Annotated in this window: 23 protein-coding genes; 19 read left to right on the forward strand and 4 right to left on the reverse strand. The window is 32.1% G+C overall.

The genetic code is table 11. From position 1 onward, the window contains the following. Positions 1-102 precede the first annotated feature (102 nt). The 13 genes from fliW (at position 103) to ACYQ19_RS00600 (ending at position 8,489) form a co-directional block, all read left to right on the forward strand. The gene (fliW, locus tag ACYQ19_RS00540) at positions 103-480 is read left to right on the forward strand and encodes a flagellar assembly protein FliW (RefSeq protein WP_459977299.1); all 378 of its coding nucleotides are present in this window, start codon (positions 103-105) and stop codon (positions 478-480) included. Continuing rightward, positions 477-1,214 carry a pyrroline-5-carboxylate reductase gene (gene proC / locus ACYQ19_RS00545; protein WP_459977301.1) on the forward strand — a complete coding sequence of 246 codons (738 nt, stop codon included), beginning with the start codon at positions 477-479 and terminating at the stop codon, positions 1,212-1,214. The genes fliW and proC overlap by 4 nt, the downstream gene beginning before the upstream one ends. Beyond that, the gene (locus ACYQ19_RS00550) at positions 1,192-1,866 is read left to right on the forward strand and encodes a prepilin-type N-terminal cleavage/methylation domain-containing protein (protein WP_459977303.1); all 675 of its coding nucleotides are present in this window, start codon (positions 1,192-1,194) and stop codon (positions 1,864-1,866) included. The genes proC and ACYQ19_RS00550 overlap by 23 nt, the downstream gene beginning before the upstream one ends. Next, positions 1,863-2,864, forward strand: a complete 1,002-nt coding sequence (locus ACYQ19_RS00555) for a type II secretion system protein (RefSeq protein ID WP_459977305.1) — start codon at positions 1,863-1,865, stop codon at positions 2,862-2,864. Before ACYQ19_RS00550 ends, ACYQ19_RS00555 begins: the two co-directional genes overlap by 4 nt. Then, entirely contained in the window at positions 2,861-3,283 is a 423-nt protein-coding gene (locus tag ACYQ19_RS00560) for a hypothetical protein (protein ID WP_459977306.1), read from the forward strand. The genes ACYQ19_RS00555 and ACYQ19_RS00560 overlap by 4 nt, the downstream gene beginning before the upstream one ends. A gap of 68 nt (positions 3,284-3,351) precedes the next feature. Next, a complete protein-coding gene (gene hpf / locus ACYQ19_RS00565; protein WP_459977308.1) occupies positions 3,352-3,852 on the forward strand; it encodes a ribosome hibernation-promoting factor, HPF/YfiA family in 501 nt (166 codons plus the stop codon). Between the two features lie 37 nt (positions 3,853-3,889). Next, positions 3,890-4,024: a 50S ribosomal protein L34 gene (gene rpmH, locus ACYQ19_RS00570; RefSeq protein ID WP_015901741.1), complete on the forward strand. Its 135-nt coding sequence runs from the start codon at positions 3,890-3,892 to the stop codon at positions 4,022-4,024. Positions 4,025-4,041: 17 nt separating this feature from the next. Next, entirely contained in the window at positions 4,042-4,311 is a 270-nt protein-coding gene (rnpA, locus tag ACYQ19_RS00575; RefSeq protein ID WP_459978226.1) for a ribonuclease P protein component, read from the forward strand. Continuing rightward, on the forward strand, positions 4,292-4,606 hold the full coding sequence (gene yidD / locus ACYQ19_RS00580; protein ID WP_459977310.1) for a membrane protein insertion efficiency factor YidD: 315 nt from the start codon (positions 4,292-4,294) through the stop codon (positions 4,604-4,606). The genes rnpA and yidD overlap by 20 nt, the downstream gene beginning before the upstream one ends. Beyond that, on the forward strand, positions 4,596-6,134 hold the full coding sequence (gene yidC, locus ACYQ19_RS00585) for a membrane protein insertase YidC (protein WP_459977312.1): 1,539 nt from the start codon (positions 4,596-4,598) through the stop codon (positions 6,132-6,134). Before yidD ends, yidC begins: the two co-directional genes overlap by 11 nt. Beyond that, entirely contained in the window at positions 6,131-6,781 is a 651-nt protein-coding gene (locus ACYQ19_RS00590; protein WP_459977314.1) for a Jag N-terminal domain-containing protein, read from the forward strand. Before yidC ends, ACYQ19_RS00590 begins: the two co-directional genes overlap by 4 nt. Further along, the gene (mnmE, locus tag ACYQ19_RS00595) at positions 6,741-8,078 is read left to right on the forward strand and encodes a tRNA uridine-5-carboxymethylaminomethyl(34) synthesis GTPase MnmE (protein WP_459977316.1); all 1,338 of its coding nucleotides are present in this window, start codon (positions 6,741-6,743) and stop codon (positions 8,076-8,078) included. The genes ACYQ19_RS00590 and mnmE overlap by 41 nt, the downstream gene beginning before the upstream one ends. Positions 8,079-8,096: 18 nt before the next feature. Further along, the gene (locus ACYQ19_RS00600; protein WP_459977318.1) at positions 8,097-8,489 is read left to right on the forward strand and encodes a GatB/YqeY domain-containing protein; all 393 of its coding nucleotides are present in this window, start codon (positions 8,097-8,099) and stop codon (positions 8,487-8,489) included. Here the strand turns inward: ACYQ19_RS00600 and ACYQ19_RS00605 are convergent. The 4 genes from ACYQ19_RS00605 to ACYQ19_RS00620 all read right to left on the reverse strand — a co-directional run bounded on the left by ACYQ19_RS00605 (position 8,481) and on the right by ACYQ19_RS00620 (position 14,503). After that, positions 8,481-11,501, reverse strand: coding sequence for an NAD-glutamate dehydrogenase domain-containing protein (locus tag ACYQ19_RS00605; protein WP_459977320.1), 3,021 nt, complete (start codon positions 11,499-11,501; stop codon positions 8,481-8,483). The two genes, ACYQ19_RS00600 and ACYQ19_RS00605, sit on opposite strands and share 9 nt — an antisense overlap. Positions 11,502-11,642: 141 nt before the next feature. Continuing rightward, the gene (amrB, locus tag ACYQ19_RS00610) at positions 11,643-12,434 is read right to left on the reverse strand and encodes an AmmeMemoRadiSam system protein B (RefSeq protein WP_459977322.1); all 792 of its coding nucleotides are present in this window, start codon (positions 12,432-12,434) and stop codon (positions 11,643-11,645) included. Then, positions 12,431-13,432: an AmmeMemoRadiSam system radical SAM enzyme gene (gene amrS, locus ACYQ19_RS00615; RefSeq protein ID WP_459977324.1), complete on the reverse strand. Its 1,002-nt coding sequence runs from the start codon at positions 13,430-13,432 to the stop codon at positions 12,431-12,433. Before amrS ends, amrB begins: the two co-directional genes overlap by 4 nt. Positions 13,433-13,516: 84 nt before the next feature. Continuing rightward, positions 13,517-14,503, reverse strand: a complete 987-nt coding sequence (locus tag ACYQ19_RS00620) for an amidohydrolase family protein (protein ID WP_459977326.1) — start codon at positions 14,501-14,503, stop codon at positions 13,517-13,519. A 52-nt stretch (positions 14,504-14,555) separates the two neighbouring features. Here ACYQ19_RS00620 and ACYQ19_RS00625 point away from each other — a divergent pair, with 52 nt between their 5' ends. The 6 genes from ACYQ19_RS00625 to ACYQ19_RS00650 all read left to right on the forward strand — a co-directional run bounded on the left by ACYQ19_RS00625 (position 14,556) and on the right by ACYQ19_RS00650 (position 20,396). After that, positions 14,556-14,738 carry a hypothetical protein gene (locus ACYQ19_RS00625; protein WP_459977328.1) on the forward strand — a complete coding sequence of 61 codons (183 nt, stop codon included), beginning with the start codon at positions 14,556-14,558 and terminating at the stop codon, positions 14,736-14,738. Continuing rightward, positions 14,735-15,214, forward strand: coding sequence for a DUF2628 domain-containing protein (locus ACYQ19_RS00630; protein WP_459977330.1), 480 nt, complete (start codon positions 14,735-14,737; stop codon positions 15,212-15,214). Before ACYQ19_RS00625 ends, ACYQ19_RS00630 begins: the two co-directional genes overlap by 4 nt. 33 nt (positions 15,215-15,247) lie before the next feature. Further along, the gene (gene purD / locus ACYQ19_RS00635) at positions 15,248-16,504 is read left to right on the forward strand and encodes a phosphoribosylamine--glycine ligase (protein WP_459977332.1); all 1,257 of its coding nucleotides are present in this window, start codon (positions 15,248-15,250) and stop codon (positions 16,502-16,504) included. A gap of 70 nt (positions 16,505-16,574) precedes the next feature. Next, entirely contained in the window at positions 16,575-17,021 is a 447-nt protein-coding gene (locus tag ACYQ19_RS00640) for an RDD family protein (protein ID WP_459977334.1), read from the forward strand. Beyond that, positions 17,011-18,996 carry an LPS-assembly protein LptD gene (locus ACYQ19_RS00645; RefSeq protein ID WP_459977336.1) on the forward strand — a complete coding sequence of 662 codons (1,986 nt, stop codon included), beginning with the start codon at positions 17,011-17,013 and terminating at the stop codon, positions 18,994-18,996. The genes ACYQ19_RS00640 and ACYQ19_RS00645 overlap by 11 nt, the downstream gene beginning before the upstream one ends. Next, complete coding sequence (locus tag ACYQ19_RS00650) at positions 18,993-20,396, forward strand: MlaD family protein (RefSeq protein WP_459977338.1); 1,404 nt, start codon at positions 18,993-18,995, stop codon at positions 20,394-20,396. The genes ACYQ19_RS00645 and ACYQ19_RS00650 overlap by 4 nt, the downstream gene beginning before the upstream one ends. The last annotated feature ends 8 nt before the right edge of the window (positions 20,397-20,404 follow it).

The raw sequence follows: 20,404 nt of genomic DNA on the forward strand, positions 1-20,404 counted from the left end.
GGTAGGGTTATATCATTGAGTAAATTCTTATGACTAATAACATTTATTTTTTTGTGCTATAATTAGGAATATTAATTGCTTTATTAGGAAAAAAGGAAAAATATGACGTTTGAAGTTGTGCTGCCTATACTTGGTTTTGAAGATATAAAAGAGTTTGAATTGGAAAAAATAAATGACAATTTTTATACATTAAAACATGATAAAGTTACATTTACGTTGATCAACCCTTTTTTAATAAGAAACGATTACGATTTTGAAATTTCTGAGCAGGAACAGACTGCACTTAAGATAGATGAAAATACGAACTTTTTAGTTTTAAATATAATGATAGTAAATTCTCCTTTTATAGAATCAACCGTTAATTTTGCCGCACCTTTGATATTCAATATGGATGAAAAACTGATGGGTCAGGTAATCCTTGAAAAATATGGATACGGACTTACCGAACCGCTTAAAAATTTTATAAAGAGTGAAGAATGATATATATTATTGGTTACGGATCAATGGCAAAAGCCATCGCCTCAGGACTTAAAGGTAAAAAAGACTTTGCGGTTGTAGGAAGAAATATTGAAAAATTAAAAACTTTCTCAAAAGAGTTCGGATGTGAATATTTCGAGCTTGACGAGTTTGATATAACTGATAAAATAATTTTATTGACAATAAAACCTTACGCATTGCAGGAAGTTTCAATGAGAATAAAAGGTGAGGCGAAAATTTTGATTTCAATTCTTGCCGGAAAAAGTTTAATGGACCTTGAAAGAATAAAAGCCAAAGCTTATATAAGAGCTATGCCAAACGTTGCTGCAAAATACGGTGCGTCAACTACTGCGATAACAGGAGATATTAAAGCAAAAGATATTGCAATTGAAATTTTTTCAAATATCGGGTCTGTTATTTGGATGGAAAATGATGATGAAATAGACATGGCAACCGCAATAATCGGAAGCGGACCGGCTTATTTAGCGTTAATTGCAGAAGCGTTTAGTGACGGCGGTGTTTATATCGGTCTTAAAAGAGATAAAGTCGTTGAGCTTACAAAAGGACTTTTTAAAAGTTTTGCTGCAATTGACGATAATTATTCGTCAATAAAAGATTCGGTAATGTCACCGAAAGGAACAACGGCGGAGGGTATTTATACACTTGAAAACGAAGGAATTAGAGGAAAAATAATAAAGGCAGTAAAAAATACATATGAGAAATCAAAAAAAATATAGAGGTTTTACATTATTTGAAGTTTTAATATCAATAATTATTCTTGGTATTGTTATGACGTCATTTCCTATTATTTTTCAAACAATGACAAGTGCAAATAAACATATTTTGCGTGAAGAAATGTTTTTTCAGGAATTTACAATCTTGTCTTTAATCAATCAAAGATATTTTGACGAAAAAAACACTATAAGTGATAATTTTTATAAAGATTTAAATGCCACGGGAGGTGATACTGAACTTTTAAACAATGAAAGCTCTGCATTTGCAGGTTCAGTATGCAGAATTGGAAAAAAATATTTTAATAACAACATCTTAAGAAGCGGAAGCGGCGATACTACATCCGCAATAGGACTTGATACCGGGGAAAACGCATCAGATGTTTCTACATATGATGATATTGATGATTTTAACGGATATACTGAAAATTTTTTAGGAAATACTATTCATGTTAATGTCAAATATATCAATGATAATACCGATTATTCGGCATCTGATATAAACTTTTCACTTAATTATTCATCTACGGCAAATAACACCAATATTAAACTCATCACAATTTGGACGCAGCTTGGTGATACAAATTTAACATTAAGATATCCTACTTGTAATATAGGTGCAAGTAAATTTTTATCTTTAGAGGAAATTACAAGATGAAAAAAGCTTTTACTTTAGTTGAATTAATGATCGTAGTTGTTATTTTGGGAATACTTGGAACTATATCTATAGAAATCTTACAAAATACATTTCGTAACTACATTAAAACAAAAGAGTTAAATAAACTATCATTTAAAACTGATTTGACATTGAATATCATTGCTGCAAAACTTAAAAACAGAATTAAAAACAGCGTCATAGCGGTAGAATGTAATGCAACTTTGCCTTCAAGTAATTCACAAAGTTGTATTAATAATTCCAATAAAAATTTTATAACCGTAAGTAATTTAGATCCTTCAAACAGCTACAAATATCCGGTATTGGAATGGCTGTATGTTTCCGAATATTCAAAAAGAGGTATGTGGAGCGATTCTTTAAAACGCATTCAACCGGGTTGGAGCGGTTTTGTAGATTTGAAACTTACACAAGTCGGAACATCGGATGAATATAACATTACAAGCCCTGATAGTAATTTCAGTATAGCAAAACAGATAGACTTGGCATGGATTAATTCATGGGGTGTGCCAAATAGCGGTGATGTATTTACCGATAAATATGATGTTTTGGTATTTAGCGGTAGTGATGGAAGAGGTGATTTTGATGATATTAATGATTCTTACGGATATTACTCGCACAGCGCGACTAGAGTTTTTGAAATAAATGATACCAGCGATACTACGTTAAATATAAAAGCTATAACTGAATCAAACTCTACTACCGTATATGAAGGTTATTATCTGGTAAGAGGTGCAATGGCAATAGTTCCTGTGTATGATAATAATTCGCATGATTATAACTTAACTCTTAGATTTAATTATTTTCCTTGGAATGCTGAAATGTATATGGACGGAAATTCAAGTTTAATTGCCACACATGTAACGCAGTTTAAATTCAAAGAAGAGGGTGGGGTTATGAGAATTTATTTATGTATAACGTCACCAAATGTAAAACTTACTGATTTTAATCTTACAATATGTAAAGAAAAGGTTGTGTTTTGAGAAAATCGTTTAGTATGATAATTACAATCGTTTTTATTGTTGTAATGTCAATTATTGGAATAATGATCTTAAAATTTAGTTCCGCTTCCACTGCTCACACATCAAGAAGTTTTATGGATACAAGAGCTGAACTTATGCTAAGAAGTGCAACTGAATATGCAATATTAGCTTTGCAGGGACATGATTTCAATTCTTCTTGTTTAAATAAAATCAATTTGGATGATGAATTATTTGATATTAATATTACATATCACTATTTTATCGTAGGAAATTGTTCATCAAGTGTATGGAGTAACTGCTATTGTTCTGAGATAAATACTTCAGATACTAACGGAAGTGTATTGGTTTATGTTACTGTCGCATCTAAAAATCCAAATTTTCATATAAGAAAAGTCCGCTTTACTCTTCAAAATCCTTAATATATAAGTTATAATTTGATAATAAACGGCTAGTCCGTTTGTTATTTAAAAAGAAAGGAGTAAATGTTATGAACGTAACAATAGTTGGCAGAAACGTAGAGCTTACTGAAGCTATGAAAGATCATATTTCTAAAGTTGTAAGCGAAGTAGAAAAATATAATCTTGGAATTTTACACTCAATTGTAACTGTAGAAAAAGATAAAAGAGATTTCTTTACAGTAGAAATAATAATGAATATTCCTGAAAAAGGAACAGCCGTAGTGCATTATAAAGATAAAGATATGTATGCTGCACTAGATAAAGCAAAAGACAAACTTGAAAAACTTTTAAGAAGATATCATGATAAAATAACTGATCATCATAAAAAAGACAGAATTGAAGAATTAATAGTAGAAGAAGAACAAGATGATATCGTAGAAATGCCGCTTGATGTAGAGAAACCATTAAGTATTGAAGAGGCGAAAGAAGAATTTAAAAAATCAGGATTATACTTTATGGTATTTAAAGACTTAGAAGGTGAAAAAAGAGTTATTTATAGAAGAAAAGACGGAAAATTAGGATTATATTAAAATTTTTGTTAAAATTCCGTCCAAAAAAGGAGATTAAATGAAAAGAACATATCAACCAAGTAAAATCAGAAGAAAAAGAACTCATGGATTCAGAGCAAGACTAAAGACTAAAAACGGAAGAAAAGTTTTAGCGAGAAGAAGAGCTAAAGGTAGAAAAAGATTAGCGGTTTAAGTAAAAAAGAGATAGAAATAGTTTTTAAAAAAGGGAAGAGATATAATAGTGAAAATTTTCTTATGTTTCACTTCCCTTTAAATGAACTAAAAGTATCACCTGTCGTTTCAAAAAAAATATCCAAAAAAGCCGTAATCAGAAATAAAATAAAAAGACGCATAAGAAGTTTGGCTAACGATGTTTTAGAAAAAGGCGGCTTCGCAATCGTTGCAAAAAAAGACATATCGGAATATAATTTTGAAAAACTTAAAAACGAGTTTAAAAAACTTGCCAATAAAATTAATTAAGTTTTATCAGCTGTTTATAAGTCCGATGCTTGGCAATAATTGTAGATATTATCCAAGCTGTTCGGAATATACAAAAATAGAATTTGAAAATGATAATTTTTTAAGAGCCTTTTATAAATCTACGCTGCGTATTTTGACGTGTAACCAGCTATTTAAAGGCGGAATAGATTATCCTGTTGTTAAGAAAAAAATAAAAACTAACTTTTTTATTAAAAAGCCTGTTATTAAATATTGGCTTATACCTGTAAATAAAAAAGATGAATATATAATAATAAAGGCTGAAAATGGACAATAACGGACAATTAAGAAGAATATTAATTGCAACTGTGATATCGTTTGCTTTTTTCGTTGCATATGATTATTTCGTGTTAACACCACAACAAAAAGCTGCTTCCAAAATAATCGAACAGAATCAAACAACTAAAACTACAACAAATATCAATAATTCTACAAATAAAGTTTCAAACAAAATAACCAAAACAGAAATAACAACAATTGCTACTATAAGTGCTAAAAACTTTCAGATAAAAATAGATTCACTCGGAAGAATTAGTAGTTTTAAACTCAAACAGACAAAATTTAACACCGAAAACGGAAAACATTTAGAGCTTGTAAATGATAAACTTCCTAAACCTTTGGAAATCAGATTTGAAAACCAGGAACTTAATAAACTCGCTTTTTCCGTTCCGATAAAAGCAGATAAAAACGAAATAGTATTAAATGACAAACCTCAGACAATCACTTTAACACAAAACTTAAACAACAAAGAAGTGGTAACCAAAAAAATTACCTTTTATCCTGACGGACATTATGATGTAAAAGTAACTCTATCAAACCCTGCGATTTATTATATAACGCCTGGATACAGACCTAAAGTAGCTGTGGATAAGTTAACAATCCATGGTTTGGTTGTAAAAAAATCAGATGGGACTTTAAGTATAATTGAAGACGGGGATGCGGTAAACGAAACGATTGACAACGCAATAGTTACTGCGGAATTTGACAGATATTATACTACACTTTTATTTTCAAAAACACCATATAGCGTAGTAGTGGTGCCTGATGAAGAAGAAAACCCGACTGCATTTATTAAAGCCGATAGCAATAAAGAGTTTATAGGATACATTGGACCGAAATTCGTAGATACATTAAAAGCAATAGATCCTCAGCTTGTAGATGTTGTTCAGTATGGTGTTGGAACGTTTTTCGCGAAAAACCTTTTCTTTTTACTTGACTGGTTTTATAAATTAGCCGGAAACTGGGGTATAGCAATAATACTATTGGTTATCTTGGTAAGGCTTGTATTATTCCCTCTAACATATAAGGGAATGGTAAGCATGTATAAATTAAAAGAACTTGCCCCTAAAATGAAAGAAATTCAGCAAAAATATAAAAAAGACCCTCAAAAACTTCAAATGCATATGATGAAGCTCTATAAAGAACACGGGGCTAATCCTCTTGGCGGATGTCTGCCTCTTATTTTACAGATTCCTGTCTTTTATGGAATTTACAAACTTTTATTATACGCAATTGAACTTAAGGGTGCTTCATTTTTATGGATTAAAGATTTAAGCGTAATGGATCCTTATTTTATTTTACCTGTGCTTATGGGTGTAAGTATGTATATTCATCAAAAACTTACACCGACTAATTTTCAAGATCCAATGCAAGAAAAAATCTTCAAATTCCTGCCTCTTATTTTTACATTTATGATGGCTACGTTCCCTGCGGGGCTTGTATTGTATTGGACGGTTAACAATATCTTATCAATAGCTCAGCAGTGGTTGATTAACAGAATTATGGCTTCAAAGGCTAAACAATGAGAATAGAAGCTAAAACACTTGAGGATGCATATTACGAAGCTGCAAAAAAACTCAACTGCTCAGTTACGGATTTGGAAGTAACGATAATACAATATCCGAGCAGGGGACTTTTTGGGCTTTTTGCGAAAAATGCAATAATTGAAGTTTCCGAAAATATTGAAAGAGACATTGAAGACGTAATTCCGGAAATAAAAGAACATTTAGAGAATCTCTTTAAAAAATCATGCTTTAATCTTGATACGTTTGATGTAAGTAAATATGACGAAGAAACTATTTTTATTAAAATAGACGGCGAAGACGCCGCATTATTAATCGGAAAAGAAGGTTACAGATACAACGCCCTTAATTTTATGCTCTACAGCTGGATTAATCAAAAATACGGCTTTAAAGTAAGGCTTGAAATTGCCGAATTTTTAAAAACCCAGGAAGAGATGCTAAGAAGCTTTTTAGCACCTTTCATAGAAAAAGTAAAAGAAAGAGGATATGGCAAAACAAAACCTTTTGACGGGATTCTTGCTTTTATCGCTCTTGAAATTTTAAGAGAGGAATTTCCGGACAGATATGTGGCTATTAAAGAAAGAAATGGTGAAAAGTTCGTAGTCATAGGTGAAAAACATGGACACAATAGCAGCGATATCAACGCCTAACGGCGTTGGTGCCATTTCAATAGTCAGACTTTCAGGTGACGATGCTTATGAAATAGCAAAAAAACTTACAAAAAAAGACTTAACCCCAAGAATTGCCACACTTTGCAAACTTTATGATAAAAATGACGAATTGATAGATATAGGAATAGTTATCTATTTTAAATCGCCAAACTCTTTTACGGGCGAAGATATCGTTGAGTTTCAGTGTCACGGAGGTGTTGTAGTCAGCAGAATAGTGCTTGAAACTCTTCTTGATTACGGAGCGAGGGCGGCACTGCCAGGTGAATTTACTAAAAGAGCCTTTTTAAACGGCAAAATAGACGCCTCACAGGCTGAAGCGATAGCAAAACTCATAGAAACACGCTCTCGCGAAGGGGCGAAACTTCTTTCACGTCAGCTTGAAGGCGATCTTGGGAAATTTGTTGATGAAGTCAGGGAAAAACTGATAGAAATAATGGCTTATACCGAAGTGTTTATAGATTATGCGGAAGAAGATTTGCCCGAAACCCTTGGATACGAAATAGAAGAGAGGCTTAAAAAAATAGAATCCCTTCTTAACCATACACTTGATGTAAGCAAAAGAAGAGAGGGAATGCTTAAAGGGTATAAAATTGCCATTATCGGAAAGCCGAATGTAGGTAAAAGTTCTATTTTAAACGCGCTTTTAAACAAACAAAGGGCGATTGTAAGCGATATAGCCGGAACTACAAGAGATACGATAGAAGAAGATATCCAAATAGGCTCGCATTTAATAAGGATAATAGATACGGCGGGTATAAGGGCAGCTAAGGACGAAATAGAAAAAATAGGGGTTGAAAGAAGCAAAGAAGCCATAAAAGAAGCCGACATTGTCCTTTGTGTATTCGATGCAAACGAATTTACAAAAGAAGATGAGGAAATACTTGAAATCATAAAAAATTCTGACAAAGACATAATAATCGTAATTAATAAAATAGACAAAGGTATTAACATCGACTTGGAAAAATTCAAAAGTTATCCGATTGTAAAAATTTCCGCGAAAGAAGATATTTCACCCCTTATAGAGAGTCTGAAAAACATCCTTGATTCATATACAAGTGAAGACGAGCATATTTTAATTTCAACCCGCCAGATAAAAGCCGTCGAAAAAGCTCTGAATGCCATTAACGAATCAAAAGAGTTTTTAATAACTGGCGAGCTTGAACTTTTCAGCTATCAGATTCAGGACGCTATAAAGGCAATCAGTGAAATAACCAGGCCTTTTGAGTATGACGAAATGCTTGATAAGATGTTCGGAACCTTCTGTGTGGGGAAATAATTAATAAAAGGAGTTATTATGACAATACTTGAACTCAAAAAAATGATGATGAAAGCGAAAAAAGAGGATAAAACAAAAGCAAACGCGCTTATGATGCTGGTTGACAGCGCTCAGAAAATTGCAAAAGAAAAAGGTGAAGAAGTTAGCGAAAAAATTATCCAGGAAGCCGCAAAGAAACTCGCCAAAATGGCGAAAGAATCCATTGAAGCCGGAATGGAAGAAGCAAAAAAAGAGCTTGAAATATATGAAAGTTTTCTTCCTAAAATGCTCGGTGAAGAAGAAACCACTAAAATCATTAAAGATATAATTGATGAAATAGGCGGTAAGAATATGGGTGAGATTATGAAAAGGCTCAAAGCCAGAGGTGATGTAGATATGGCCCTTGCGAGTAAAATTATCAAATCACTTTAACAATTGAAGTATCAGCGAATTAGCTATATGCGATAAAAGAGTTAATGATTTTTTCTCTTTTTTCAGTTTTTTTATTTCTTCAATAATGTCTTCATATTCGTCGTGTTTTCTTTTTATGTATTCGTTAAACGATTTTTTAAGGTTTTGAGGTGAAAATTTTTCGGAATTTATAACTTCTTTTGCGAATGTGATTACGAAATATTCTATCAGTCTTTCGACTTCCTCTTTCAGGTTTTTGTCGAGTCTGTTTTTCGGTTTGATGTTTTTAATGGTTTTTAAGATCGTATTGATTTTGAATTTTGTAATTATCAATTTGAACAGATTGAAAATAGTATTAAGATCCAGATTGTATTCGTGTTTTATCATAAACATAGCAGGCAGGAATTTATAAAAATCTTTCCAGTTTTCATATGTTTCTATTTTATTCTGGTTTTGAATGATTTTGCTAAGTTCATCTTTGAAAGTTATAAAAAGCAGAGGTTTAACGTTGCTGTTTTCAAGTGTTTTAACCATCCATTTAACGGCAAATTTGATTGTTTGTTCTATATCAATCAGCATTTCGTATTGTTTGTTAGTGTCTTTGATGTTGCTGATTATTTCCGCTCTCAGTTCGTCGGCATTAATCAATTCGTTCATAATAAGATAACTTTCTATTTTGAATTTAAAAGATCTCTCATGAAAATCGCTTAAAAAACCTATTCCGTGCGCATTAATTATTTTATTTGCTATTTGGGTGGCGATTATTTCTTTTTTTAGAGGATGGTTGAATATTTCATGCTCAAATTTGTTGAAAAATCCTTTTGGAAAATACTCTTTTAAAAATTTGTCATAATAGTTTGATTCTAAAAGTCCCGAATTTAATATATATTTTTTTAAAAATATTTTGCTATAAAGCATTATAATCGCCAAGAGCGGTCTGATTGCATGGTTGTTTTGATATAAAATTTCTATTTCGCTGTTTTTGGGTATATGATAATTTTTTCTTTTGAAGTAATCTGTATTGTGTTCAAGAATTTCTATTATTTTAATCAGTTTTTCTTTGTATATTTTTCTTTCGTCAAGTGATAGAAGCAGGGCGTGTTCAAAGTTGTTTTGCAAGACTTTTTCGATAATTTCGTCCTGAATCTCTTTTAATATTTTTACTTTTTCTTTTTCGGTTAGTTTTTTTCTGTCAACAAGGGAATTTAATATTATTTTTAAATTTACCTCGTAATCGCTTATATTTACACCCGCGCTGTTGTCGATTGCGTCAAGATTTATTTTTCCGCCTTTGAGGGCATATTCGTATCTTCCCTGCATTGTAAGGGCGAGATTGGCTCCCTCACATATCGCATAAGCGTTTATTTCATTTGCGTTTACACGGATATCAGCGTTTTGTTTATCACTTATATGAAGATTCAGCTCTTCGGATGATTTGACATACGTTCCGATACCGCCGAAATAGAGAAGGTCAACTTTTAAACAGAGAAGTTTTTTGGCAAGTTCTTCTGCGCTTATTGTGTCTTTTTTGGTATTGATTAACGCTTTTATTTCGGGTGTCAGTTTTATTGATTTTTCATCTCTTTTAAATACACCGCCGCCTTTGCTGATTTTTGATATATCATACTGATCCCAGCTAAGTCCGTTTTCAAAAAGTCTTTTTCTCTCTTTATAAGCAATTTTAGGATCGGGATTAGGGTCAACAAAAATTTCGTTATGACTGATCGCGGCTAATAACAGGAAATTTTTATTCAGAAGCATTCCGTTTCCGAATACATCACCCCTCATACTTCCCACACCGACTACAGAGAGTCTGTCGGTATAAATATCCTGACCTTTTTCTATAAAAAATCTGTTTGCCGTATGTATTGCGCCTTTTGCTGTAATTCCTAGTTCTTTATGGGAATACCCGGTGCTTCCGCCGCTTGCAAACGCATCTTTTAAGAAATATCCCCTTTTTATCGCAATTTCGTTTGCGACGTCGCTCATTGATGATGTTCCTTTATCAGCGGCAACAACAAAATAGAAATCTTTATCGTCAAATTTAACTACATCTACATCACCCACATCTATTAAATCAAGAAGAGCGTCAATAAATAATGAATAATATTTTTTAAAATCTTTTTTTGAAATACCTGTTTTAAAAATAACAAATCCGCCTTTTGCGCCTTCGGGGATGATAAGGGCGTTTTTGGCTTCCTGGGTTATCATAAGGTCTTTAATCTCTTCTCTGAAATCGTGAAGCCTATCAGACCATCTTATACCGCCCCTGCTGATTTTACTCATTCTTAAATGTATCCCGTTAAAGTCGTTGTGATACACATAGCTTTCAATGTTTGGCTGCATTCCGAAAAGTATGTTTTTAAAGTTTTTCGTTTCCACTTTGAAAGAGATGGTTTCTTTATTTAAAAAGTAGTTGGTTCTTACTATGTTTTTTACTATTGTGTATAAAACCCTGAATATTTTGTCTTCATTAATATTTGAAATTTCTTTTAATTCTTTATCTATTGTTTGTTCGAGCGAGAGGTCTTTTTTTGAAAATTTAGCCTTGAAATAATCTATAATTGTTTTCGTTAATTTAGAATTATTCAGTAATGCGGAAATAATGAGATTTTCATTAAATTCGAAAAAAAGCTGGTTTTGATATTTGATAAGCGCCCTTAATAGGGAAATTTCTCTTATATTAAGCCCTTCCCACGCCATATAGTAGAGTTTACATAATGTGTAATATTCATTTAAAAGGGCTTTTTGAAGTATTTCTAAAAAAATCTCTTTGTTTTTAATAAATGTATCGATGTTTTTTATATCTGTTTTTATTTTATATACGAAAATAGTATCGTTTATGAAAGATACCGAGTCGAGTATCGAGATATCAAAGTTTTGCAGTATATTACTGATTGTGGTAATCGGAAGTTTTTCTTTGGAATATATATGGAAAGTTTTCGTGGATTTGTCAAATTTTATATATATTTTTTCAAATTCAGGTATTTGATAATCGTCCTGTGTAATTAATTGTTTGCATAAATCATTCATATAAGCTCATTTTCAAAAGAAAAAGAAGTTATTTAGTATATAAAACTCTTCTTCTTTTTCTTTTCATTTTAAATTTTCCTCTTGCCATATAACCTCCTTTTTTGTGGAAGTTAACGGATGTAATTATAACAAAAAATTATATTAAATAAAAACGGCACTCATATATCCTACTACCTGATTTTCATCACCGCTTACATCGGCACTTGTTCTGTAATCTACAAGTAAAGGCGTAAGGTTTAGCTCTTTGCTTGAGTGTATGAGTGCTTCAATACCTATTTTACCGCATGCCTCACATTTTTCAAGCTGTGTAACATCTTGATTGTTAACCGCTTCTAAGCAGTTATAATCAAGGGCATTTGCCGTTTTTAAATCATAATAGTGGCTTAAATCGCTGCTTATTACCACTAAAATATTGTTTTGAATAAGGAAATTGATAATTTCTTTTAATTTTAACGGTGAATAATTAGAATAAACCAGTTCAATAACTTTTATGTTTCCAAAGTAATGTTTAATAAAAGGCATTTGAACTTCCGTTGAATGTTCCACATGCACATATTCAAGGTTTTGCACACCGAAATTTTCAATTAAAGCCCTGGATGTTTCAAAATCTATCGGAAGATTGCCACAGGGCGTTTCGTATTCGTCTTCAAGTGTTACGCTTATGCCTTCAAAGGCAAATCTGTGAGAAGGGCCTATTACCGCCACCGCCTTTGGTGTTGAATTTTGTGCGATTCTGTATGCAAAATTTGCAGTAAATCCGCTGTAAACCCATCCGGCATGGGGAACGATAAGCGCTTTTGGTTTCAGAGAAAAAATTTCCGCAGCTTTTTTTTCATCTACGTTTTCGTCTATTATTTTATTAAAATGTGCAATATAACCTTCAACAGCCTCACAGCTGCCTCCATACCATTCTTTTACGACCGCTGCTCTCATTTCCAAACTCCTTTAATAGTTTCACCGCATTTAGGGCAGTGTGCTTTTCCGTTTTCATCAATTTTAAGTATGTTTTTTTCAACTCTGTAAATGCTTCTTACAATAAGTTCTTCGTTGCATTTAGGACAATATGTCACAACCGGAAGCGCTACGTTGCCTAAATAGATATATTTCAGTCCGGCTTTTTTTCCTATTTCGTATGCTTTAATCATTGTTGCCATAGGTGTAGGTTCTTTGTCCGTAACTTTATAATCTGGATGGAATCTGCTTATATGCCACGGAATGTCTTTATCCACGCTTGCGATAAATTCGGCAATTTGTGTAAGTTCTTCTTCGCTGTCGTTATCCCCCGGCACGATAAGGGTTGTGATTTCCTGCCAGATTCCAATATCATTCAATCTTTTAATCGTATCAAGGACGTCTTCAAGGTTTCCTTTTAAGACTTTTTTGTAATATTCGGGTTTAAAGCTTTTTAAATCGACATTGCATGCGTCAACCCAAAGTTTCATATCTTCAATTTCATAAATACTCTCAAACCCGTTGGTTACGAATACGTTTTTAAGCCCCTTTTCTTTTGCTAAAATTCCCACATCCCTCGCATAAGGGTAAAACACGCTCGGTTCGTTGTATGTATAGGCTATTGAATTGCAGTTATATTCGATTGCAAGTTTAACCATCTCTTCAGGCGATACATAAACCGAATCGTTTACTTTATTGGTATGTGCTATCTGCCAGTTCTGACAAAAAGGGCATTTAAAATTACACCCCACCGTTCCGAATGAAAGTATAGGGGTGCCCGGTAGAAAATGAAACAGAGGTTTCTTTTCTACAGGATCTACATTAATACTTGAAGGATGTCCGTAAACTAAATTTTTAAGCTCGCCCTTCTCATTCATGTTTATGCCGCAGATACCGACCTGTCCTTCTTTTAAGATGCAGTGGTGCCTGCACAAAAGGCATTTTATTTTATTGTTTTCCAGTGTTTCGTAATATTTCATCTTCCCCTCCTTAACTTTTATTTATTATATCAAAAAAAGAAGGGAAAGTAAATAGTTGATATTAAGATAGTTGATGATATCAGACTAAACTATTTGATATTGAAGGTTTTTATAAGGGCAGTTTTTACCTTTACTTTCGAATTTGTCCGTATCGATTTCATATTCTCCTTTTTGAAGTTTTATTGTCTGTGTGATTTTTATATTGAAAAGTTTTGCGGGATTTGTTGATATTAGTTTTGTAATTAAGTCTGTTTCAAGAGGAAGGGAATAGGCAAGCTGGGTGAAAATATCAAGTTTGCTAATTCCAAAATCCGCTTCTTCAAGAGGCACGTCTTTATAAGTTGCTGCGATATGGTTTGAAGATATAAAGTCAACTATTCCTTTTTTGCAGGCTTCAAGCAGTGCGTTTTTATCTTCATTTGAGCGTAGAGGTGGGAATGTTTTATATAAAGAATTGAAATCTTCCAAATCTTCATCACAGAAATAGAGATTGTCTATACATACATCCACATATATGTTTTCAGGTTTGTTTTTTAAAATTTCAATCGATTCTTTTGAAGTAACAGCCTGAAAAACCACTTTTGCCCTAAAGTGTGAGGCAAGTTCGTATATTTTTGCGACTTCCGCACTTTCTGCATAAGTCGGGATTCCGCTAACCCCCAGTGAATAGGCTATTTCGCTGTCGTGCATTACACCGCTACTTAAAGATTTGTTGTTGCAGTTTACGAATATAGGAATATCAAGAAATTCCGCATATTCAAAAACCCTTTTTAAAAGGTTCATATCTTCGTCAGAACTGATATATATGGCACTTGCGCCTTTGTCTTTAAGGATTGATATGTCGGTCAGTTTTCCCTCATGGATACCTTCTATTGCAACTAAAAGTTTAAATTTTGATTCGTTTGCCCTTTTTAAATTGTAAGCGAGATGTAGTTTGTCAAAAATCGGTTTGATTTTAGGTATCATTAAAACACTTTCAACTCCTCCGTTTTCGGAAGCTTTGGAAATTCTCTGGACACTTTCCGAGTTTGAAACGTTTAAATCGATACTTTTTGGCACTTCTATGGTCATTGCAAGCCTTTTTTATTATAATTTTACTAAATTTTTAAAAAAAAGGCTTTTTATGACGCTGTTTTATCTGGTTAATATAATAGTTTTATCAAGCGTGGTAGGGTATTTCGCATTTAGGCTTGGTAAAAATTTTTGGGTTTTCTTTATTATATCATTATTGCTCTCACCGGTTGTAGGAGGACTTTTTTTGGCTATTTATGATTATTACACAACATTTTTGAAAGGAAACAGATGAAAGAGAGATATTTAAAAATATTAAAGGAAATTTATCCCAATCTTAATGAAAGGGATGCTAAAATATTTGAAGAAATTATGAATGACGAAGGGCTTGGAAAATGCAGGCCGAAATTTAATCTTTGGGGATTTCTTTTTGGATGGTTTTATCTTTTATACAGACATGCGTATGTAGAGGCTGTTGCTGTTTTAATTGTTTCATTGATGGTCGGGTATTTTTATCTTCCGGGTATGGTTGTGGTCAATTCATTAATAGGCGGGTTTTGTTATTACTTTTTATATCTTAATAAATTTTCCATGGATGTGGACAGATGCGGCGGGGTTAGTTTTCCAGATATGGAATGTTTAAGAAAAAAAGCAAAAACAAGCGTTTGGGCGGTTGTAATAGCGGTGGTTTTAATTTTGATACTCATATGGCCGGTTGTTTATGCGATAGTAACGGGTCATCAGTTAAGAACACCTCAAAATCCGTATTAATCTTTGATATAATTTCGTAAAAAAGGGCATTGAATGAAAAAAGTTTTAATAATCGGAAGCGGCGGGAGAGAATATAGTATCGGGTATTTTATGAAAGACGAAGCTGAAATTTTTTACGCACCCGGAAACGGGGCCACTGAAGAGTTTGCCACAAATATAGATATTAATGATTTTGAAGAACTGGCAAAATGGGCAAAAGATAATAATATCGATTTAACGATTGTGGGTCCTGAAGATCCGCTTGTAAAAGGTATAGTGGATGTTTTTAAAAAACACAATTTGGTTATATTCGGACCTAGTGCTGCTGCGGCAAGATTAGAGGGCAGCAAAGTTTATATGAAAAATTTTCTTAAAAAATACAACATTCCTACGGCAAAATATATAGAAACATCAGATAAAGACAAAGCGTATGAATTTATAGACAGATGTGAAAAACTGCCGATTGTTGTAAAAGCTGACGGGCTTTGCGCCGGAAAAGGCGTTATCATTGCTGAAAGCAAAGAAGAAGCAAAAAAAACGGTTGAAGATATGCTTAGCGGAAAAGCATTTGGCGATGCAGGTAAAAAGGTAATTGTGGAAGAGTTTTTGGACGGATATGAGCTAAGTATGTTTGCAATTTGTGATGGTAAAGATTTCGTTTTATTACCGGCAGCGCAGGATCACAAAAGGCTTCTTGATGGAGATAAGGGACCTAATACCGGTGGAATGGGAGCTTATGCACCTACACCTCTTGTTAACGATGAACTATATGAAAAAGTAAAAACTAGAATTATAAAACCAACATTAAAAGGTATGCAAGAAGAGGGGGCTCCGTTTGAAGGTGTGCTTTTTATAGGACTGATGATTGTAAACAATGAGCCTTATGTTTTGGAATACAACGTAAGATTCGGGGATCCGGAATGTGAAGAGCTTATGGCGTTGATTGACAGCAGCGTTTATGATATGTTTTATAACGGAGCAACAAAACAGCTTGATAAAATCGACGTTAAAATAAAAGATATGGTGGCCGTAGGGGTTGTGTGCGCTTCTAAAAACTATCCTTATTCAAGCAGCGAACCTGCTGAAATTTCGGTTGATGATTTGAGGGAGTGCAATGGATATATATCATATGCTGGCGTTAAAAAAATTGACGGAAAATTAATGGCTACAGGCGGTAGAGTTCTCGTGTGCGTGGGATTTGGAAAAGATGTAAAAGAGGCAAGGGACGAAGCTTATAAAATAGTTGACAAGGTTCATTTTGAAGGAAAACAATACAGAAAAGACATTGCGTATCAGGCGATTGGCAAGTAGGTGAGTTGTGAAGTTGTGAAGTAGGTAAGTAGAGAAGTTGTGAAGGATAAAGAATTAAACAAGGAAACGTATGGAAGAAATTATAAACAAGCTTGAAAGAGAAGGCCTAAAACCAGCTTCGCTTACAAAAAGAGCAATCGCAATGACTATTGACGATTTGTTGATATCGCTTATTATCGTTTTTGCTTTTTCTTCTTCTTTTGCTTCTGCCAAAACATACGAACAGGTATTAATGCTTACAAACGAACTTTTTGGATATATTTTTGTGGCTTATACGCTTTATCATTGGATTTTTATTACAATATACGGCAAAACAATAGGAAAAATGATTACGAAAATAAGGGTAATAGACATTGAAACATTAGACAATCCTTCATGGATGAGGTCTTTAATAAGAAGTATAATGCGTAATTTTGATGAAATGTTTTTTTATTTGGGAATGGCGTATGCCATAGTTGACCCACTGAATAGGGCAATACATGATATAGTAGGAAAATCAGTTGCTGTTGAGGATTAGTTTTTTTATTCTTTTATTAATTTCATTTGTTTTTGGTGAAGTTAAAATATTCGCTACAAAAGCTGTTGATTCAAACGACACATTAATATTGAACAATCCTGTAATTATTTATAATAATTCCATTATACAGGCACAGAAAGGTTTTGTCACCAAAAAAAGAAAAATAATCTTAAAAGACAAAGTCTTCGTTTCATATCAAAATAAATCCGTAATATCAGCAAATAGCTTAATTGCATATAGTTCAAGAGACATTGAGATGTCTGATATTTTTTTCTATGACAAATCAATGGACGGATGGATAATTGCAAAAAAATCAACTTCCAAAGATAATGATATATATTTTAAAAAATTATATTTTTCAACATGTTGTATAAATGATCCTGACTGGTTTATGAAGGCAAGAAACGCTGTATATAATAGAAATAAAAAATCGTTAAAATTATATAATTTGACTCTTGTTATTAATAAAGTTCCTGTTTTTTATCTTCCTTATTTTTATGTAAATTTTGACAAAACAAGAAGAAGCGGATTATTAAGACCTTATATAGGATTTTCCCAGACTGAAGGGCTTCTTTATTCTCAACCGATTTATCTTGTAACTTCAGTAAATACCGATTTGGAAATAACGCCAACTATAAGAACAATGAGGGGTAAAGGGGTCTATTCTATATTTAGATTTGTAGATTCTCCTACTTCCAATGGTTATATTAAAGTCGGTATTTTTAAAGATGATAAGGATTATTATTTAAGATACAATTTGGCACATCAAAAACATTATGGATACAACATAAAATATGAAAGAAAAGATATTTTAACAGGCAGAGATTCTTTATATATGAATTTAAAATACGCAAATGATGTGGATTATTTTTATCTTGATGCTTATAATTATAAATTCAACGATTCATATCTTTCAGATAAGTTAATTACTTCCGAGTTAAATTATATTAATGTAACTGATGATAGTTTATACGGAGCTTATTTTAAATATTTTATAGACACCACGAAACTTAGCAACGATACAACTTGGCAGATTCTTCCGCAGTTAAATTATCACCACTTTTTAAATAAAAAATTCGGGATTATGAATCTTTTGGATGTAAATATTTATAATTATTACAGAAAAATCGGCTCTAATTTTGTTTTGGCTGATTTATTATTTCCAGTTTCTTTAAATTATTCGTTATTTAAAGATTATTTAAAATTTAAAATAACCGAAATATTAAGTTCAGGATATGGGTTTTATTATCAAAGGGCATCCAAAAAATCAAAATATACTAATTTATCCACTCAGATTAAATTGTATACTTCACTTACAAAAGCAGGTAATATTATTCATATAATTTCCCCATCATTAATATTAAATATTAAAAATTATTCAAAAGCCAATATTTATTCAGATTTAATGAACATTCCGGAAATTCAGAACTATTTAAGTTTTAATCTGTTTCAAATAATTGAAAACGATTATTTTAAACTGACTCATACTTTAAACAACACATATTATCTTTCATTAAAAAAATATTCTGATTTGGAAAATATATTTAGTTTGAAAATTGGGAATTTTACATTTGACGAAAACAATAAATATTCTGTTGAAAAAAAACAAGTTTCTTATAACAATTTTAAAATTAGTTATAATAATGAACCGGTTAGCGGTTTTATATCACATGTTTATCAAAAAAATGTTTCTGAATCCGTTACATTCGGTGCAGGCTATGACGTGAACTTATATAAAAAATTATATACAGAATATAGCTATGATCTGGAAAACAAATATATAAAATACTGGCTTTTGGGTGTAAAACTTGATAAAAAATGTTGGAAATACGATTTGAGTTTTAAGCAGTCCCGTATTCCTATTTTGGAAGAAAACGGAATTTCTTACAGAAAGGATAATATTGTAACTATTAATGTGGAACTTAAACCAATAGGGGGACTCAATCAAACTTTTGTATTTAAAGGAAACAAATGAGAAATGAAGTAAAAGTGGGGGTTTTTATATTTTTAGGTTTGTTGTCTTTAATATTTTTAACTCTTCAGGTTAATAGTCTGCAAGATTTTAATAAAAAAGGTTATACAATTTATGCATTACTTGGTGATGCCAGCGGGCTTGCAAAAAAAGCAAAGGTTAAAATGAGAGGGGTTGAAATAGGAAGTGTGGAAGATTTGGAACTTGAAAATTCAAATGTAAAACTTAAACTTTTTATAAAAAAAGGTATAAAAATTCCCCAAAATTCAGTTGTTACATTGGCACAGGACAATTTTTTGGGCGGAAAATATGTAAAAATAATTCCTTCTAAAAGTTATGTTTTTTATAAACCAAAAGATGTAATAACAAAATATGTTAACACCACTTCAATGGATGATGTAATGGCAAATATAAACACAGCCGTTGATGATATCAAAGTTTTGATTAAAAAACTAAACAAAACACTTGATGAAAAAACAATCGCAAACTTAAAAGAAACAATCGCAAACATTAAAAACTCTTCCGTAACATTAAAATCTGTGTTAAAAACCGCAGATGACAAACTTCCGGTATTATTAAATAATGCAAACGATCTCGTTTTGGAATATAAGAAGGCTGGTGTTACATTGAATGAAAAACTTCCGGGTATTTTAAATAAAACTGACTCATTATTGACTAAATTCAATAAAACCGGAGATACAATTAATGCAAAACTTGACAAATTAATGAATGAATATATTAAACTTGGCGAAAATGCCAACGGAATTTTAAACGATAATAAAAAAGGAATCAAAGAAGCCGTAGCAAGTGCCAAAGATTTTTTTGTTAGTGGCGGAGAGAGCTTTAAAAAAATTGATAATTATTTAAGTTCATTAAGCAAAAGTCAGATTTTGGTAGATATTCAAAGCAATTATATGGCAAGAGACGATTATTTTAAAACATCGGCATATATAGCTTACTTACCTGTTCCGACTAAATATTACATATTTGGCGTTACAAGTTCTAAAGATTATTCAGACCTATCAAAAATCAACCTAAATCACCAGGAAGATAAAATATACGTTAGTGCAGAATATGGAAAAAGATTTGATGATATCCTACTTAGGGGTGGTATTATAGAAAATACCGGCGGGATAGGGTTTGATTATTTTTTAAATCATGACAAAGTTAAAATAAGCGGGGATATATATGATTTTAATGCGGTAAATGATGTAAGAGGAAGCAATCCTCATTTGACTTTTAAAGGGACATATCTTTATTTAAAACATATTCAATTTATTGGCGGAATCGATAATATTCTAAATACAGATGCAAGAACGTTTTTTTTAGGCGTTGGTGTTAAATTTAAAGATAATGATTTAAAAACTATATTAAGTGGAGGTGCAACATCGTTTCTAAAATAGACGAAATC

The organism is Nautilia lithotrophica, from assembly GCF_054656815.1.

Excerpts from the sequence above, each read along its gene's own strand:
- fliW (WP_459977299.1), top strand. The coding sequence starts at position 103 with ATGACGTTTGAAGTTGTGCTGCCTATACTTGGTTTTGAAGATATAAAA.
- proC (WP_459977301.1), top strand. The coding sequence starts at position 477 with ATGATATATATTATTGGTTACGGATCAATGGCAAAAGCCATCGCCTCA.
- ACYQ19_RS00550 (WP_459977303.1), top strand. The coding sequence starts at position 1,192 with ATGAGAAATCAAAAAAAATATAGAGGTTTTACATTATTTGAAGTTTTA.
- ACYQ19_RS00555 (WP_459977305.1), top strand. The coding sequence starts at position 1,863 with ATGAAAAAAGCTTTTACTTTAGTTGAATTAATGATCGTAGTTGTTATT.
- hpf (WP_459977308.1), top strand. The coding sequence starts at position 3,352 with ATGAACGTAACAATAGTTGGCAGAAACGTAGAGCTTACTGAAGCTATG.
- rpmH (WP_015901741.1), top strand. The coding sequence starts at position 3,890 with ATGAAAAGAACATATCAACCAAGTAAAATCAGAAGAAAAAGAACTCAT.
- yidC (WP_459977312.1), top strand. The coding sequence starts at position 4,596 with ATGGACAATAACGGACAATTAAGAAGAATATTAATTGCAACTGTGATA.
- ACYQ19_RS00590 (WP_459977314.1), top strand. The coding sequence starts at position 6,131 with ATGAGAATAGAAGCTAAAACACTTGAGGATGCATATTACGAAGCTGCA.
- ACYQ19_RS00600 (WP_459977318.1), top strand. The coding sequence starts at position 8,097 with ATGACAATACTTGAACTCAAAAAAATGATGATGAAAGCGAAAAAAGAG.
- ACYQ19_RS00605 (WP_459977320.1), bottom strand. The coding sequence starts at position 11,501 with ATGAATGATTTATGCAAACAATTAATTACACAGGACGATTATCAAATA.
- amrB (WP_459977322.1), bottom strand. The coding sequence starts at position 12,434 with ATGAGAGCAGCGGTCGTAAAAGAATGGTATGGAGGCAGCTGTGAGGCT.
- amrS (WP_459977324.1), bottom strand. The coding sequence starts at position 13,432 with ATGAAATATTACGAAACACTGGAAAACAATAAAATAAAATGCCTTTTG.
- ACYQ19_RS00620 (WP_459977326.1), bottom strand. The coding sequence starts at position 14,503 with ATGACCATAGAAGTGCCAAAAAGTATCGATTTAAACGTTTCAAACTCG.
- ACYQ19_RS00625 (WP_459977328.1), top strand. The coding sequence starts at position 14,556 with ATGACGCTGTTTTATCTGGTTAATATAATAGTTTTATCAAGCGTGGTA.
- ACYQ19_RS00630 (WP_459977330.1), top strand. The coding sequence starts at position 14,735 with ATGAAAGAGAGATATTTAAAAATATTAAAGGAAATTTATCCCAATCTT.
- purD (WP_459977332.1), top strand. The coding sequence starts at position 15,248 with ATGAAAAAAGTTTTAATAATCGGAAGCGGCGGGAGAGAATATAGTATC.
- ACYQ19_RS00640 (WP_459977334.1), top strand. The coding sequence starts at position 16,575 with ATGGAAGAAATTATAAACAAGCTTGAAAGAGAAGGCCTAAAACCAGCT.
- ACYQ19_RS00650 (WP_459977338.1), top strand. The coding sequence starts at position 18,993 with ATGAGAAATGAAGTAAAAGTGGGGGTTTTTATATTTTTAGGTTTGTTG.